This window comes from Rufibacter psychrotolerans (assembly GCF_016924645.1).
Lineage (GTDB): Bacteria > Bacteroidota > Bacteroidia > Cytophagales > Hymenobacteraceae > Nibribacter > Nibribacter psychrotolerans.
This window is the reverse complement of record NZ_JAFFJV010000003.1, coordinates 103313-119012: the sequence shown is the minus strand read 5'-3', so window position 1 is coordinate 119012 and position 15700 is coordinate 103313. Positions and strand designations below refer to the sequence as shown.

Genomic DNA, 15700 nt, shown 5'->3' with positions numbered 1-15700 from the left:
TACCATTTCTGGGCCAGGAAGTTCTGTTTTCTGGGTGACAAATCAGGGAGAGCCGTGCTCATGCGCCACAGGGGGAGAGGCGTATGGGGCCGGGCGCCTCGCGTACGCGGCTGCGCAAGGTTAGGCCACCGGTTCGGCCTCGTACGCTTGCCTTAGGGTGGCAATGTCAAGCTTTACCATCTGCAGCATGGCTTGCATTACGCGGCCGGCTTTTTCGGCATCGGGGTCCTGCAGCATCTGGCCTAGGGCGGTAGGAACAATCTGCCAGCACACCCCAAACCTGTCCTGAATCCACCCGCATTGTTGTGGCTGCCCGCCATCCAGGAACTTGTCCCAGTACTCGTCTAGCTCGGCCTGCGTGTCACAGTGCACAAAGAACGAGATGGCCGGCGTAAATGCGTACTGCGGTCCGCCGTTCAGGGCCATGAACTCTTGCCCCGCCAACTGGAACGTGCCAGACATCACACTGCCTTTGGGGCCGGGACCGGCCTGGGTGTAGCGCATCACGTTCAAGATTTTGGAGTCTTTGAACACCGAGGTGTAGAAGTGCATGGCCTCCTCGGCGTTGCCGTTGAACCACAAAAACGGCGTAATTTTCTGGGGATGGTTGTGCTGTATTTCCATAGCGTTTGTCTTGTTTTGTTCCATACAAACGTACTGAGCTGCTTTGACTTAAAGGCGGTGCAGACACGACAAAACGAGGGGTGGTTTGCGCCTTGGGCTGTTTTTTTGCTGTGGGTTAAGACACGCTTCGCGTCTGAGCAAAGCGTTCATAACGGAAAGCAGCGGCCATGAAGCGAGACCGTTTACAGGCTGTTTTCCGCAAAATGCCTTAAAAACAGCTTCTCTTCTTAGGCGAAAAAGCCTTGGTTCTTCCCATTTCCAGATTAAGTAGTCAGAGCACGGGACGTAGGCTGATACGCTACAAGATTCTGGGCCATGCCATCAAAAATGAAGAAATGGAACGGCAGCACCGAGTACCAGTACAACCGGCCCAGCAAACCCTTGGGCCGGAACGTGGCGGTTTGCGTGAGGTAGGGCTTGCCTTCCTTCCGGATGATGTTGAACTCCAGCCAGGCCTCGCCGGGCAGTTTCATCTCAGCGTAGAGCAGCAGGCGCTGGTTTTGCTTGTCGGCGGCCAGAACACGCCAGAAATCCAGGGTGTCGCCGGTGTGGATGGCATGCTCATTGGTTCTGCCGCGGCGCAGACCCACCCCTCCAAAGACTTTGTCCAGAAAGCCCCGCAGTTCCCAGAGCCAATCGGCGTAGTACCAGCCACGGTTGCCGCCAATAGACCAGATATTTTCCAGCACCTGATGGGCATTGCTGGTGATGGGCTTTTGCCGCTTATCCACATACACCCCGTTGGTGGGCACGTGGATGTGCTGCAGCAAGGAATTGTCCTGGTAACTGGACACCAGGGCGTCTTTCCAGCTGGAGACCACGTTGTTCTGCTCTATCTTCTGGAACGCCATTTTCACGGCCTTTTTGTAAGAAATGGGCTGAATACCCAACAGCTGTTCCAGCGCATTGTCTTTGGCGATCACCTCCACCTTCATGCTGTTCACCAGGTGCACGGCCAGGGTGTAAGAAGTAGACGTCACAAAATACAGCCAGTAAGAGGACAGCCGCGGAGTCATGACCGGTACCGTGAAGATGTAGCGTTTCAGGCCGCGCACCTCGGCAAACTGAAGCAGCATCTCTTTGTAAGACAGCACATCGGGCCCGCCGATGTCATAGGACTGGTGAAACGTCTCGGGCCGGAGCAGAACGCCGGTGAGGTATTCCAGCACGTTGCGGATGGCAATAGGCTGGCTCTTGGTGTTGAGCCATTTGGGTGCGATCATGACGGGCAGTTTCTCCACCAGATCCCGGATGATCTCAAACGAAGCGCTGCCCGAGCCCACAATAATGGCCGCTTTGAGGCAGGTAAGCGGAACAGCGCTTTGCCGCAGAATCTCCTCCACCTTTTTCCGGGAGGCCAGGTGCCGAGAGAGCTTCTCTTCATTGGTAATGCCGCCCAGATAGATAATCTGCCGGGCCGCCGTTTGCGCCACCAGCTGCATGAAATTCTGGGCCGAGGTTTCCTCCAACTTCTGAAAATCCTGGTGCGGAGAACTCATGGAGTGAATGAGGTAATAGGCCGCGTCTATGTTACGGATGGCTTCAGGTGTCTCCTTCTGCTGCAGAAAATCGATCTCCAGCAAAGAAACCCTGGGGTGTTGGTACGCGCCCTCGGCAGGAACCCGGTTCTTGTCGCGCACGCAGCAGATGACCTCGTGGCCCTGTTCCAGCAGCACCGGCAGCAGCCTTTTCCCGATGTAGCCCGTAGCGCCTGTCAACAAAATCTTCATGCCCCAATGAGTTTCCCCGTGTTATTGAAACCAAAACAAGCCTCGGCGCGGAAGGTTATAAACAAACCTGTTTTGGCCTCCTTTCCAGAAAAAAAGGGCAAAAATAGACGCTTCTGCGGAAAGAGTAGGCGAGAAGGTTTCGGGGTAAAAAGAAAGGGTTTTCAGCCAATCGCTCCTGTGGGTCGCGCAGCGGGTTTTCGGGCTGTTTTCCTGAAACTGGCTTGAAAATATGGTTTTAGAGGGCATGTGAAAGCCTAACCAGAGAACCGCGCAACCGGAGAAAGCGGCCTGGTTACTCTACCTTCTCATAGACCGCGGTGATGTTCAGCGGGAGCCAGCTTTGGGTGTGAAAGTCATAATACCTTTTGGAGATGCTGGCCTCCAGTTGGTTCGTTCCTGACACCGTAAGACGGTTCAACCGGCCCCATTCCTGTTCCGTTTCTGGGTGATTGGCAGTGCGAATGATGTCAATGGCCGAGGTCTTTTCATCATAGCTGTAGGTGTAGCCGGTGCCGTTAAGTGCGTTCTTGGTGTACAGCATCACTTCCTGCCCGGTGGTGATGTCCAGTACCAGGTTAGGATGCGGGAAGAAGATGTCAATGCGTTTGTGGTTGGTGGTGTTGTGCCTGGTGGGCCGCAGTTCCAGGTTTGCCTCGGGGTAAGTGAAATCATACCCCTCAATTTCTGCCAGTAGATTGGTAGAGAGCACTCCGTCCTGGTTCAGGTCAACGGCTGCTGAGGAGGTGATGGACACAAACCTATAGTAGCCGGCAATGCTGGGAATGCGGTTTTCGGCTTCATCGTCTGCAGAACAGGAAGGGAGGCAGAGCAACGTACCCAAGGCCAGCGCCAGAGAAAGCAGGGAGAGATAAGGGCCGTAAGTTCTTTTCATTTGCTTAGAAGTTTGGTGGGGGTTCAATGATTTGAGCGTGTAAACAGCTTAAGTCTCTTTGAAAAGGGGGGCAAGAGGTGGCCTCCCCAGGTTTTGGGTTCCTGAGTATAAGACGGATTACTGTTCCTTTTCCCCTAAGCCTCAGCAAAACAAGTCAGAAACGGAGCGCCGGGAGAAAGGGGAATGCCGATGCGTTCTTCCACGCGGAAGGGAAAAACAGCCTACCAAAAGCGCGGGTGATTTCCGCCGTTTTCCACCTGTTTTAGGAGAAACAGGTTGGAAACGGAGAAAGCCAGCAAGTGGATGTGCGGGTGGATGGAAGTCGTGAGATAGGTCCAGGGGCTCTTTCTTAGTCGGGCAGCTTGATCAGGTTCAGGCCGGGCAGGGAGCCGCCGGGGAATTGCTGCAGTTTGGCCGAGGTCTGCAGGGTACCCAGATCAACGCCGGCAAAGCCCAGGCGGGTGATGAGTTGCAGCACGATTTGTTTGGCCTCCAGGTCGTCGCCCGAATAAAAGACCACGCGGTTTCCGCCCGCTTCCCGCGGGTCCGAGGCCAGGAGCGAGTACAGCAGGGTGTTAAAGGCCTTCACCACCCGGGCACCGGGCAACAGTTCAGCGACTACCTGGCTGGAGGGCTTGCCGTCTAAGGGGGCGGGAAGCAGGCCCGGCAGCACGGGGTTGGTGGCGTCTATCACCAGTTTGCCCTCCCAACTTTTAACCGGCGCGACGGCTGCCTCCAGACGGGGCCAGGGCACCGACAAAAACACGATGTCTGCGGCGGCGGCCTCCAGGGTGGTGCCCGCTTTAGCGTCGTGCCCGATTTGCGCCGCCGCCTCCTGCAAAGTCTCCGGTCCGCGGCTGTTGCTCAGGATAGTGGCATACCCGGCTTTGGCCGTGTGCTGCGCGAAGGCCAACCCTATCTTGCCCGCGCCTAAGATTCCTATGTTCGTCATGACAATGTGAGGATTGATTTGGTGGATAGATTTCGGTTATAGTTTCCTTTTGGAGCAAGCAACTGCTGGTGCCAACTGGCCTGGAGTGTGTAGCGCTTTCGCCCTAAGTAAGTTCCCGGGCTCTTGCGGATGCCCGGCGCTGCGTTGAGTAAATAAGAGTGCTTTTCTTTCATTGGTACGGGAACCACGGCCACAGGATGAGGTATTGTAGGCTACTTGCTTTAAGCCCCGTTTCTGGAAAACGGGCGCGAAACACCAGAGCCACAGCAGCAGTTCTAAAAAGCGGGTAAGGCCGCAACGCTATTGCTATTTCTGCAATGTCACTCCCTTTTTAGCGGAAGTTTTTGAAAAAATTGCCAACTTACGGGACAATCAACCTTTTCTGGCTTAACCTTCCCTTGTTTCATGAAAAAAGCGGTCCTCTTTGTCTTTCTCAGTGCCATCGTTGGCATAGCGGCGTTCACGTCGGCGAAAAAAGAAGAAAAATATGCGTACCCGTTCCAGGACCCGTCCCTCACCATTGAGGCCCGGGTGAACGATCTGGTCTCGCGCCTCACCCTGGAAGAGAAGGTGGCGCAGATGCTCAACTCGGCCCCGGCCATTGACCGCCTGGGTATTCCCAGTTACGACTGGTGGAACGAGGTGCTGCACGGCGTGGCCCGTACGCCTTACAAAGTGACCGTGTATCCGCAGGCCATCGGCATGGCCGCCACGTTTGACACCACTTCCCTGCAGGTCATGGCCGATTACTCCGCCCTGGAAGGCCGCGCCATTTACAACAAAGCCATTCAGGAAGGCAAAAGCGGGCAGCGCTACGTAGGCCTGACCTACTGGACGCCTAACATTAACATCTTCCGGGATCCACGCTGGGGCCGCGGGCAGGAAACCTACGGCGAAGACCCGTTCCTCACCGCCATGCTGGGTCGGGCGTTCGTGCGCGGCTTGCAGGGCGATGACCCTAAGTACCTGAAAGCGGCGGCCTGCGCCAAGCACTACGCCGTACACAGCGGTCCGGAGCCCGAGCGCCACGTGTTCAACGCCACCGCCACCAACTATGACCTCTGGGATACCTATTTGCCCGCTTTTGAGGAACTGGTGGTGAACGCCAAAGTAGCGGGCGTGATGTGCGCTTACAACGCCTTCAGAGGCCAGCCCTGCTGCGGTTCCGATGTGCTCATGAACGACATCCTGCGCAACCAGTGGCAGTTCACCGGCTACGTCACCTCTGACTGCTGGGCCATTGACGACTTCTTCAAGAACCACAAAACCCACCCAGATGCTGCTTCGGCCTCGGCTGACGCGGTGATGCACGGCACCGACATTGACTGCGGTACCGATGCCTACAAAGCCCTGGTACAAGCCGTGCGGGAAAACAAGATCACCGAGCGCATGATTGATGTATCGGTGAAGCGCTTGTTCACCATCCGTTTCCGGTTGGGCATGTTTGACCCGGCCGCCATGGTGAAATACGCGCAGACTTCGCCCGATGTGCTGGAAAGCGCTCCACACAAAGCGCACTCGCTCAAAATGGCGCAGCAGTCTATGGTGCTCCTGAAAAACGACAAGAACACCCTGCCGCTAAAGAAAAATCTGAAGAAGATTGCCGTGATTGGTCCGAATGCCGATAACCCGATTGCCGTGCTGGGGAACTACAACGGCATTCCTTCTGAGATTGTGACTGCCCTGCAAGGCATCAAAAACAAAGTGGGCGCCGGTACGCAAGTGGTGTACGAGCGGGCTTCTACCTTCACCAAAGACACGCTGCTGGTGTACACCGATATTAAGTCGCAGCTGAGTTTTGAAGGCAAACCCGGCGTAAAGGCCGAGTATTTCAACAACGCCGAGCTGAAAGGCCAGCCGGTAGCTACCCGCCAGGAAGCCGAGATCAACAACTTCTGGCAGGAAGGCGAGACCGTGGTCGGCACCATGAAAGCCTATAACTTCTCGGCCCGCTACACCACCGATTTCACCGCCAAAAACACCGGCTCCATTACCCTGGAAGTGGAAGGCGACGACGGCTACCGCCTGTTGGTAGACGGCAAAGAACAGCTCAACGCCTGGACCCGCAACCGCTGGGGCGCCAAAAGCTTCAAACTGGCTACGCAGCAAGGCAAAACCTACCGCCTGGTGCTGGAATACAACCAGGACGGCGGCAAAGCCATGGTGCAGCTACGCGCCGGTAACCTGGCCAAGTCAGACTTTAAGGCCCTGGCTAACCGCGTGAAAGACGCCGATGCCATCATCTACGTGGGTGGTATCTCGCCGCAGCTGGAAGGCGAGGAGATGAAAGTGAACGAACCCGGCTTTAACGGCGGCGACCGCACGTCTATCCTGTTGCCCAAAGTGCAGACTAATCTGATGAAAGAACTGAAAGCTACCGGCAAGCCGGTGGTGTTCGTGATGATGACCGGTAGCGCCATTGCTATTCCGTGGGAAGCCCAGAACATCCCGGCCATCGTGAACGCCTGGTACGCCGGCCAATCGGCGGGTACCGCTATCGCCGATGTGCTGTTTGGCGACTACAACCCAGCCGGACGTCTGCCGGTGACGTTCTACAAAAGCGATGCAGATCTGCCAGGCTTTGGGGACTACTCTATGGAGAACCGTACCTACCGCTACTTCAAAGGACAACCGCTCTACGGCTTCGGGCACGGCTTGAGCTACACCACCTTCACCTATGACAAACTGGAGCTGCCTAAAGAAAGCAAAGTGAACACCCCGGTAACCGTGCAGGTGCGCGTGACGAATTCCGGCAAGCGCGACGGCGAGGAAGTGGTGCAGCTCTACCTCACTCGTCAGGTGAACGGCTACAAAACACCTATCAGAGCCCTCAAAGGCTTTGAGCGCATTGCCCTGAAACGCGGCGAAAGCAAAGTGGTATCATTTACGCTTCGTCCGCAAGACCTCACCGTGATTGACGTGGACGGTACCGCCCGGCACCTGCCCGGCAACGTGACCATCAGCGTAGGCGGAGGCCAGCCCGATGCGGCTACCAAAAAGAGCAAGAAAACCGTGGAAGGCACCTTGGCTTTGAACAAATAAGCTTTTCTGGATTGTAACGCCTGCTTGTTTTCAGGCTGATTTTGGAAAAACCTCTTCAAAACGCACTATGGTTTTGGGGAGGTTTTTTCTGTTTAGATTTCTCTGGTGGAATGATGCTTGACTTTGGCTTTTAGAGCTATTGGCTGTTTGGGCTTTTGCTGGCGTAGCGGCGGTTTGTCTATGAACTTATGGGCTGTGTTGTTTCATAGTTTCTGGTAAGCGCTCACGGCCGCGAGGCCCCGTCTTTGCCCCTCGCACTGCCCTTGCGGCCCACCTCTGTATTCTTCTCTTAGTAGAAGCTATCCAGGGGCCACAAGCGAGGCGCTCGAGCCAAAGACTGGAATAGGTGCGAATAGCAAAGCCTATTGCTGGGTGGCAGTGGAAGCTTTGCTGGTAGTAACGAAAGTTCTGCAGAAGTAGACCCACCCCTGCCCCTCCCGGGAGGGGAGTCATCTGCACGAGTAGGAAAACTGCATTGACAATCCATTTATGCAGCTAAATTTCGGCCGGCTTAATAACCATGTGAACAGCAGCCCTGCCCCAGTATCCGCCATGAACCAAAACTCCCCTCCCGGGAGGGGCAGGGGTGGGTCTACTCCGCCTGCCGCCGCAATACCGCCTACCCAGAAGACCTCGTAGTGTCTTCCAGACCTGCGAGTGTCTACCTGTAGTTACTTTTATCTCTTCACCCCTCCCAAAGTTCAAGTCTGTGAAGCGTACTTACCCTTACCTGCGGTTTGTAACCCAGTGAGACAAAGCTCCAGGACTGCTTTCGCTGGCGCGAGCTTGCAGCTCGTGCCTTCTTTTGCAGTTTTTAGTGATGCAGGACATTGAATCAAATGTCAGGCACTGTTAAAAACTTACCTTCAGGCTCAGGGTGGGCTGCGCTTGGGAAGTCAACTGCCCGCGCTGTAGAACTGGAAGAGGGGTGTAGCCGGTTTCCAGGTACATCGCTTTCTTTTTGTTTCGTCTGGCTGCAATCAGGAAGCTGGTGCCTCCAATCAGGGAGCCAATGCCAGCAACAGCCAAGGCAGCCGAGAGGGTGTTGTCTTCCTTCTCTGCAGGCGGCCAGGTAATTACATTGGGTTTATACACCGCCCCGGCCGAGCCGATCAGCCCAAGTCCCGCTGCCAGGAACACCCAACCAGCCGACTTCTGATTGCGGCTTAATGTCAGGAGCTCCTGCTTAGGGTCTACCGGGTCTATGATATCCTGGCTATGGGCGGTAGAAACCCAAAACACCAATGCAAGCGCAACAACAATCCCTTTCATACCTGTCACTTTAGGCTTGATCAAATGAGTATAAGCAGCGGGAGCAAAGGATGGAATAATAGGTCGCGAACCAGGGGCTACAGCGTTCGGCTACCTACACCAGCAGGAGGGCAAGGGGAATAGGTGAATGTAGTAAATAAAACCAGAGATAACTACCAGTGGGACAGGTTAGTTTTAGGTAGTAAATTGTTGATGCTCTTTGGTTTGTGTTTATGGCCTAGTTTCGTTAAAATCAGATGAAGACAGTTCCGGGGGCCCTGTTTGACCGCTTCCTCAGGGTATGAGATGGGGCCAGGCATGACGCACTGAGTAGAGCCGCAACTAGTAGGGCATGTAGCGTGAAAGCCCGTGCCGGTCATGGGTAAGAAACTGTAAACCAGTACGGGCTTTTAGAGAAACAAAGTCTCTTGTCAGGTGAAGGTTTTTAACTATGCAGCCTTTGCCGTTTCAGGGCCCTTTTCCTGAAAACTGCCTTGAAATGAATCATTCGGGTAGCGTCTAAAAAGCCTGAAAATAGCTTTGGGCAGTGACCGCGCTTCATGGGGCAAGGCGTGCCGGAGGGGAACTTCAGGAAAGCGCCTGCGGCGAGGGGCTTCCGGCGGGGCGGGATTTGTCTTCGGGCAGGGGCACAAACTCAATGTTGTCGGTGGGCGGAAGCAGGATGCGTCCTTCCTTCCAGTCGGCTTTGGCCTGTTCAATGCGGTCTTTCCGGGAAGAGACGAAGTTCCACCAAATAAACCGTTCGCCCAGCGGTTCGCCGCCCAGCATCATGAGCGTGGTGGGTTCCTTGGCGGTAAGCACCGGGTCTACGCCCTTGTTGAACACCAGCATCTGCCCGGAGGTATAGGTTCTGCCGGCCACTTCCAGGCTGCCTTTGGCAATGTAAATGCCGCGCTCGGCGTGTTCCTGGGGCAACCCGAACCGCGCGTCCTGGTCCAGGATCACGTGCAGGTAAAAGAGCGGCGAGTGGGTCTTCACCTGGTTGCGGAGCCCGAAGGCGTTGCCGGCAATCAGGCGCATCCACACGCCGGCATCGGTGTAGATGGGCAGTTGCTCGGGCTTGTAGTTGTCAAAGGCGGGCGCGGCTTCCTCGTCTTTCTCGGGCAGGGCCACCCAGGTCTGGATCATCTCCAGTTCGCCGCCCGCCAGCGTGGCCGGGTCCTCAAAGCGCTCGGAGTGCGCGATGCCGCTGCCGGCCGTCATCCAGTTCACCTCGCCGGGCCTAATGATCTGCTCCACGCCCAGGCTGTCGCGGTGCGTGACCTGCCCGCCGAACAGATAGCTGACCGTAGACAGCCCGATGTGCGGATGCGGCAGCACATCCAGGGACTGCACCAGGGGCGGCTGCACGTCTACCGGACCGGCATGGTCCATGAAGATGAACGGGCCCACCATGCGGCGCAGGCGGAAGGGCAGAATCCGGCGCACATCCATTCCGGGGGCCAGCGAGGCTTTACGGGCTTCAATGACAAGGTCCAGCATAACAAGGTTGGTTTTTTGTTACTTTAAAGAACTAAATTCCAGCCAGAATGGCAAGCAGAAAGTTGGCCCGCGCCGGCTCCTGGCCGGTGGCCGCGCGAGGTGTTGGGGCAGCCTTTGCCGCCTGGGTACGTAAGAGCAAGGCACCACCGGCTTTTCTGGTTTAAAAAGATGTAGTAACATTGGTTTATGGAAATAGGCATTACCACGTTCGTAGAAAATACGCCAGACCCCGGGACCGGCCAACTGCTAGCGCCGCATGAGCGCATGCGCAACCTGATGGAGGAGATAGAACTGGCCGACCAGGTGGGCCTGGATGTGTTCTCCATTGGCGAGCACCACCGCCCCGATTTCATTGTCTCCTCGCCGGCGGTGGTATTGGCCGCCGCGGCCGTCAAGACCAAAAACATAAAACTTTCCAGCGCCGTGACGGTGCTCAGTTCAGATGACCCCGTGCGGGTGTTCCAGGACTTCGCGCAAGTGGATTTGCTCTCCGGCGGCCGGGCCGAGATCATGGCCGGGCGAGGGTCGTTTATTGAGTCTTTTCCGCTTTTCGGGCAAGATCTGAAAGACTACAATTCGTTGTTCTCTGAGAAGCTGGAGTTGCTCATGCTACTCAACAAAAGCGAAAAAGTGACCTGGAAAGGCAAGCACCGGCCCGCCATTGACAACCTGGGCGTGTACCCCCGGCCGCACCAGCAGGAACTGCCCATCTGGGTAGCCGTGGGCGGAACCCCCGAGTCGGTGGTGCGGGCGGCCAGCAACGGTCTGCCCATGGCGCTGGCCATCATTGGCGGCTCGCCGGAGCGATTTGTGCCGTTCACCAACCTCTACAAGGAGGTATACCGCAAAGCCGGACACGACCAGGCGAAGCTACAACTGGCCATCAATTCGCACGGCTACCTGGCCGATGACTCCCAGAAAGCCGCCGATGAATTTTACGGCCCCTATGCCTACCTCATGAGCCAGATTGGGCGGGAGCGCGGCTGGTCGGCTATGAGCCGCGAGCAGTACGACCTGATGCGGGGCCCCGAAGGATCGCTGCTGGTGGGCAGTCCGCAGCAGGTGATTGACAAGATCCTGTGGGAGCACGAGCTGTTTGGCAACACCCGCTTTTTGCTGCACATCAGCGTAGGCACCATGCCCCACCGCCAGGTCATGCACGCCATTGAGCTACTGGGCACCGTGGTAGCCCCAGCTGTCAGGAAAGCGGTGGCGCCGTAGGGCTACGGTACGGCAGACTTGTCCTGCTGTTTCCGCCCGTTAAGGCCATTGGTTCCTGCCTGTGCTCCCCATTTTGGGTACGGCTCATCCTTTTGGTACGCTGTTTCTTTCCGAAGTGAATTGCAACTAATCCCTCGCTCGCCTCTGGCGAGTGTGAGTCATTAGGCGGCGTCTCGCCGCATTGCATTACACATTGCAGTACAAGGAAATTACTATAGCGTGGATTTCTTCCGTGCCTTCTTACTATTTCCTGATTTCAGCCTATTTCCGTAGAAAAAGCCTTAAAACAGATAACCCCCCACCTAAAGCCATAACAAATTAACAAGCGTAATTTCCTGCAACGCGGCCAGAGGCCGCCCCATAGTGCACACTCGCCAGAGGCGAGCGAGGGGAGGCCGTTAAGTTCTTAAAATATGGATGGTTCAAGTTGAAAACTTGAACCTAAAAAGAACTGAAGTTTGCAAATCAGTGAGGCAATAGCCTCAAATTAGATCAGACTGGCAACGGACTTCTCCGCCGTTTAAGGCTTTTATGTAGAACGTAACGGCCCTAGAGGCGAGGCTTGGAAGAAAGGAGCGACGCTCTTGTTTCGGGGCTATTTTCTTAAAAGCAGTTCTAAAACGAGTCTAACAAGCGCCCAGGCACACAAGCCGGGGCGTTTGTTTTAGAGGCGAAAAGCAGTGGGCTCTGTCTCGTACCTGGTAGGGCAAGTCTGGTGGCAAAAAAGGGTAGTCTCCTGGGGGGAACTTCCGTAAGAAGAGCGGGCTGGTGCAGATTGCGTACTTTTGCACGGTATCGGCCACCGGTATCGTTACCGGGGTGGTTGCCCAATGACCTTGGGCAACGCCTGGCCCTTTCTTTGATTGACAGACTATGAAATACCTTTTCTTTTTTCTGCTGCTGGTTTCAATATTCCCCGCCCAAGCCCAACTGACCGTGGAGGGGCGGGTGCTGGACGCGCGCAGCCAACAGCCCCTGGAAGGCGCGGTGGTGGGCGATGCCAGAACCGGCAGCCAAACCTTCACCGATGCCTCGGGCCAGTTCAGGCTTGTGCTGGCTTCGCGCTTTGATACTGTGGTGGTGCAGCGCCCTACCTCCCACCGGATGCAAAAATTACTGGTGCCGCAGAGCCGCAAACAATGGGTGATCATGCTGGAGCCTTTGGCCGTGGCTTTGCAGGAAGTGGTGGTAAGGGGCTTTGAAACCCGCCGGCCTTTGCAGAAAACCGCCGGTGCCATTGGTCTGCTTTCAACCCGGGATTTGGAGCGCTTTCCGCAGACTACCTTGGTTCCCGCGCTCAATACCTTGCCCGGCGTACGCATGGAAGAACGCGCCACGGCCAGTTACCGGCTTTCCATTAGAGGCAGTTCGTTGCGTGCACCCTACGGCGTACGCAACGTGAAAATCTACCTGAACGAGGTACCTTTAGTGGAAGCTAACGGTACCATTCCGCTGAACATGCTGGATGCCGCCACCATTGGCAACGTGGAAGTGATCAAAGGTCCGGCCGGCAGCGTGTACGGGGCCGGAACGGGCGGTACTGTCTTGCTGGAAACGGTAAGACCCACCGAGAGCAGCGTCATGGCCGGTGGTTTGGTAGGCTCCTACGGCTTGCGCCGAGGGTTTGTAGGAGCCAGCGTAGCCTCCGAGAAATCTAACCTGCTTCTGCGTTTTGATCGCCAGACGCTGGACGGCTACCGCGAGCAAAGCGCCATGGACCGTAAAACCCTGCTGCTTTCCGGGCAGTTTTACCCAAATCAGAAGCAATACTTCTCTTTCCACGCCTTGTACTCTGATCTGTTCTATGAATTGCCCGGTGCCCTCACCCGCGAGCAGTTTGATCAAAATCCCCGCGCCGCCCGCCAACTGAACAAAGACCAGAACGCTTCGCTCAACGTGGAAGGCCTGAACCTGGGCTTTGTGCATAACTACCAGTTCAATGAGCGCTGGAGCAACACTACCTCTTTCTTTGGCGTATTCAGTTTCCTCAACCATCCCTTCGTCACCGATTACGAGCGGAACACGAACCAGAGCTTCGGGGGGCGCACCCGCACCACCTACCGGACGATGGTAGGAAACTTTCCGGCCCGGTTTACTTTGGGAGCCGAGGCGCACCGGCGCTTTATCAATGCCCGTCAGTACGTGAACAATGCCGGTACGCCCGGCAAGCTGAATTATGACGATGAGGTGACCGTGAAAGAAGGCTTTGTCTTTGGGCAGGCCGAAGTGGATTTACCCTTGGATTTCCTGCTCTCCCTGGGAGCCAGTGTGAACTCCCTGCGCTATGACATCGCCCGCGTCTCAGAAGCCGCCACTAACCCCAATTATCAACTGACCCGCAAAATTGACGCACAATTTTCGCCCCGCATTGGACTGGTGAAAGTGATTTCGCCCACGTTATCGGCGCACGCCAGTGTGAGTGCCGGGTTCTCGCCCCCCACTGAGGCCGAGGTGCGTCCCTCAGACGCCAGCATCAACTTCGGGTTACAGCCTGAGCGCGGCACCAACTACGAGGTGGGCGTAAGAGGAAACCTGCTGAACCAACGCTTCACCTTTGACGTGGTGGCCTTCCATTTCAAGCTGAAGGAAACCATTGTGAGCCGCACTACCCTGGGCGGGGTAGCCGTGTTCGCCAACGCCGGAGCCACCCGCCAGCAAGGCGTGGAAGTGGCGGCTGGGTATGCGTTTGTACAGGCTCCCGAAGAAGCTTTGAGCCTGGTAAGACTCTGGAGTACGTACACCTACAACCACTTTAGATTTAGGAATTATCAACAGAACGAGAATGATTTCTCAGGCAACCGCCTCACGGGTACCGCGCCGCACGTAGCCGTGATGGGGCTGGACGTGGAAACTAATCCAGGTTTCTACCTGAATGCCACCGCCAACTACTCAGATGAAATTCCGCTCAACGATGCCAATACTGTGTACGCTCCAAACTACTTCATCCTGGGCGCCAGAGCCGGTTTCCGACGCACGTTCCTGGAGCAATGGAGCGTGGACCTGTACGGCGGGGTAGACAACGCCACAGACCGTGACTACAGCCTGGGCAATGACCTGAACGCCTTCGGGAATCGCTACTTCCAGGCTGCGCCGGGCCGCAATTTTTACGGAGGCGTGCAGCTGAAAAAGAGTTTTTAAGCTGTTTTCCTGAAATCAGGCTGAAAACACCGGATGGTTCACTGAGAAGCAGCAGAAGACAAGGCAGGTCTGGCTGGTTGTGCCGGGTATGTTACGCGCAGAAACGTTGTTCTCTGCCGGAAGCCGCCTTGCCGCAGAAACTTGCGCAGCTCTTTCTGCGACGGGTTGGCCAGAAACAGGTTCTCGGCTTCGCGCAGCGTGATAATCTCCTGTAGTTTCACCCGGTCCAGTGAGTCTGCCACTTGCTGTAGTTGCAGGAATTTTCTGCCGTTCGGTTTCAGGAGCAGCACTTTCCACCGCTTGGGCGCTACTTGCTTGTTCAGAACGTACAAGCCCTTGAATTTCCTGAGCCGGTAGCGGTCCTCTGCAGAATAAAGCGTGTCTTGCAAACGGAGAAGAAGATACAGTGAATCGGGTGTTTGTCGCAGCACGGGTACCCCTTCGGGGTTTTCTGAGGAATAGAAGTGTCCTTTCTCTATACGGTATTCCACAGAGTCTTTGGTAAGCTCCTGAATTGCGGTAGGGCAGATGAACTGTTCCTGCTGCACTAAGGCGTTGGTCGTGATGAGCAACAGGCTGCTGTCTTGCGGATTTTGGTACTGCCCCTCAAGAGCCGCCGGAATGGCTTTTTCCTCTTCGCCCAAAAGCGGCTGAGGCTGCTCAAACTGCAGTTCAGGGTCAGAGGAGCAGGCCTGTAGAACGGCCAACAGAAGAAAGGAAAAGGAGAGAAGGACTCGCATACCTGTAACTGCTTTGTTTCTCTTTAATTCCAGATGTTGGCGGTAGGTAACCTGTTGGTCTACAGGAAAATTAATGGGGTTTAGAGCGGAAATAAAAAAGGCGTTTCCGGGGGCTTTCCCCGAAAATACCTTCGCTGGCGCGAGCCTCCGGCTCGTGTCCGCACGCATGGCCGCATGCTCCTCCTCATTCTGTCATCTTGGAAAGATCTTGTGAGCGAACGGTAGTGTCGTGGCTTCCATGCTTTTCTAGTTCGCCCACAAGATCTTTCCAAGATGACAAAGTAGGTTGGGACATCCTGAGGTGGAAAGTAAGAGTACTGAAGGTCTGAAAGGCGGAAACCGTTTATATTCTGGAATGCGTGCGGACACGAGCCGGAGGCTCGCGCCAGCGAAGGCACATCTCTTTTTGATTTTCTGGCAAAATCCTGTGCATGGATGGTGGCAGTGCTTCTACACTGTTCTTTTGGCCTGCCCAAGATCTTTTCAGGAAGGTGGAGGATTGTTGGAGTGAGAAACTTACGGGTTCTGCCATTATGTGAAACGTTCAGCATTTTTCCATTTCGGCCTGAGGCCGAACAATGATTCACAGGCGTCCGAGAGGCGAGCG

At 55.7% G+C, this 15700-nt stretch carries 10 protein-coding genes; 3 read left to right on the top strand and 7 right to left on the bottom strand.

What is annotated here, in order from left to right:
• Positions 1–120 precede the first annotated feature (120 nt).
• The 4 genes from JT718_RS03325 to JT718_RS03310 all read right to left on the bottom strand — a co-directional run bounded on the left by JT718_RS03325 (position 121) and on the right by JT718_RS03310 (position 4198).
• Positions 121–624, bottom strand: coding sequence for a VOC family protein (locus JT718_RS03325; RefSeq protein ID WP_205500376.1), 504 nt, complete (start codon positions 622–624; stop codon positions 121–123).
• A 263-nt stretch (positions 625–887) separates the two neighbouring features.
• Positions 888–2354 (bottom strand): SDR family oxidoreductase, encoded by a 1467-nt coding sequence (locus JT718_RS03320; RefSeq protein ID WP_205500374.1) that lies wholly within the window; start codon positions 2352–2354, stop codon positions 888–890.
• 292 nt (positions 2355–2646) lie between these two features.
• Entirely contained in the window at positions 2647–3246 is a 600-nt protein-coding gene (locus JT718_RS03315) for a hypothetical protein (protein WP_205500372.1), read from the bottom strand.
• 349 nt (positions 3247–3595) lie between these two features.
• Complete coding sequence (locus JT718_RS03310) at positions 3596–4198, bottom strand: NADPH-dependent F420 reductase (RefSeq protein ID WP_205500370.1); 603 nt, start codon at positions 4196–4198, stop codon at positions 3596–3598.
• A 405-nt stretch (positions 4199–4603) separates the two neighbouring features.
• On the opposite strand from JT718_RS03310, the gene JT718_RS03305 reads away from it, so the two are divergent.
• Positions 4604–7240: a glycoside hydrolase family 3 C-terminal domain-containing protein gene (locus JT718_RS03305; protein WP_205500367.1), complete on the top strand. Its 2637-nt coding sequence runs from the start codon at positions 4604–4606 to the stop codon at positions 7238–7240.
• Positions 7241–8092: 852 nt separating this feature from the next.
• Here the strand turns inward: JT718_RS03305 and JT718_RS03300 are convergent.
• Together JT718_RS03300 and JT718_RS03295 are read right to left on the bottom strand one after the other, a co-directional pair.
• The gene (locus tag JT718_RS03300; RefSeq protein ID WP_205500365.1) at positions 8093–8512 is read right to left on the bottom strand and encodes a hypothetical protein; all 420 of its coding nucleotides are present in this window, start codon (positions 8510–8512) and stop codon (positions 8093–8095) included.
• 567 nt (positions 8513–9079) lie between these two features.
• The gene (locus JT718_RS03295) at positions 9080–9994 is read right to left on the bottom strand and encodes a pirin family protein (RefSeq protein WP_205500363.1); all 915 of its coding nucleotides are present in this window, start codon (positions 9992–9994) and stop codon (positions 9080–9082) included.
• 186 nt (positions 9995–10180) lie between these two features.
• Between JT718_RS03295 and JT718_RS03290 the strand changes: the two genes are divergently transcribed.
• Both JT718_RS03290 and JT718_RS03285 read left to right on the top strand, forming a co-directional pair.
• Complete coding sequence (locus tag JT718_RS03290; RefSeq protein ID WP_205500361.1) at positions 10181–11215, top strand: LLM class flavin-dependent oxidoreductase; 1035 nt, start codon at positions 10181–10183, stop codon at positions 11213–11215.
• An 873-nt stretch (positions 11216–12088) separates the two neighbouring features.
• Entirely contained in the window at positions 12089–14353 is a 2265-nt protein-coding gene (locus tag JT718_RS03285) for a TonB-dependent receptor (protein ID WP_240336893.1), read from the top strand.
• 38 nt (positions 14354–14391) lie between these two features.
• Here the strand turns inward: JT718_RS03285 and JT718_RS03280 are convergent, their stop codons facing one another.
• Complete coding sequence (locus tag JT718_RS03280; protein WP_205500358.1) at positions 14392–15093, bottom strand: hypothetical protein; 702 nt, start codon at positions 15091–15093, stop codon at positions 14392–14394.
• Between the last annotated feature and the right edge of the window lie 607 nt (positions 15094–15700).

Excerpts from the sequence above, each read along its gene's own strand:
- JT718_RS03315 (WP_205500372.1), bottom strand. The coding sequence starts at position 3,246 with ATGAAAAGAACTTACGGCCCTTATCTCTCCCTGCTTTCTCTGGCGCTG.
- JT718_RS03320 (WP_205500374.1), bottom strand. The coding sequence starts at position 2,354 with ATGAAGATTTTGTTGACAGGCGCTACGGGCTACATCGGGAAAAGGCTG.
- JT718_RS03290 (WP_205500361.1), top strand. The coding sequence starts at position 10,181 with ATGGAAATAGGCATTACCACGTTCGTAGAAAATACGCCAGACCCCGGG.
- JT718_RS03295 (WP_205500363.1), bottom strand. The coding sequence starts at position 9,994 with ATGCTGGACCTTGTCATTGAAGCCCGTAAAGCCTCGCTGGCCCCCGGA.
- JT718_RS03300 (WP_205500365.1), bottom strand. The coding sequence starts at position 8,512 with ATGAAAGGGATTGTTGTTGCGCTTGCATTGGTGTTTTGGGTTTCTACC.
- JT718_RS03280 (WP_205500358.1), bottom strand. The coding sequence starts at position 15,093 with ATGCGAGTCCTTCTCTCCTTTTCCTTTCTTCTGTTGGCCGTTCTACAG.
- JT718_RS03305 (WP_205500367.1), top strand. The coding sequence starts at position 4,604 with ATGAAAAAAGCGGTCCTCTTTGTCTTTCTCAGTGCCATCGTTGGCATA.
- JT718_RS03325 (WP_205500376.1), bottom strand. The coding sequence starts at position 624 with ATGGAAATACAGCACAACCATCCCCAGAAAATTACGCCGTTTTTGTGG.
- JT718_RS03310 (WP_205500370.1), bottom strand. The coding sequence starts at position 4,198 with ATGACGAACATAGGAATCTTAGGCGCGGGCAAGATAGGGTTGGCCTTC.
- JT718_RS03285 (WP_240336893.1), top strand. The coding sequence starts at position 12,089 with ATGAAATACCTTTTCTTTTTTCTGCTGCTGGTTTCAATATTCCCCGCC.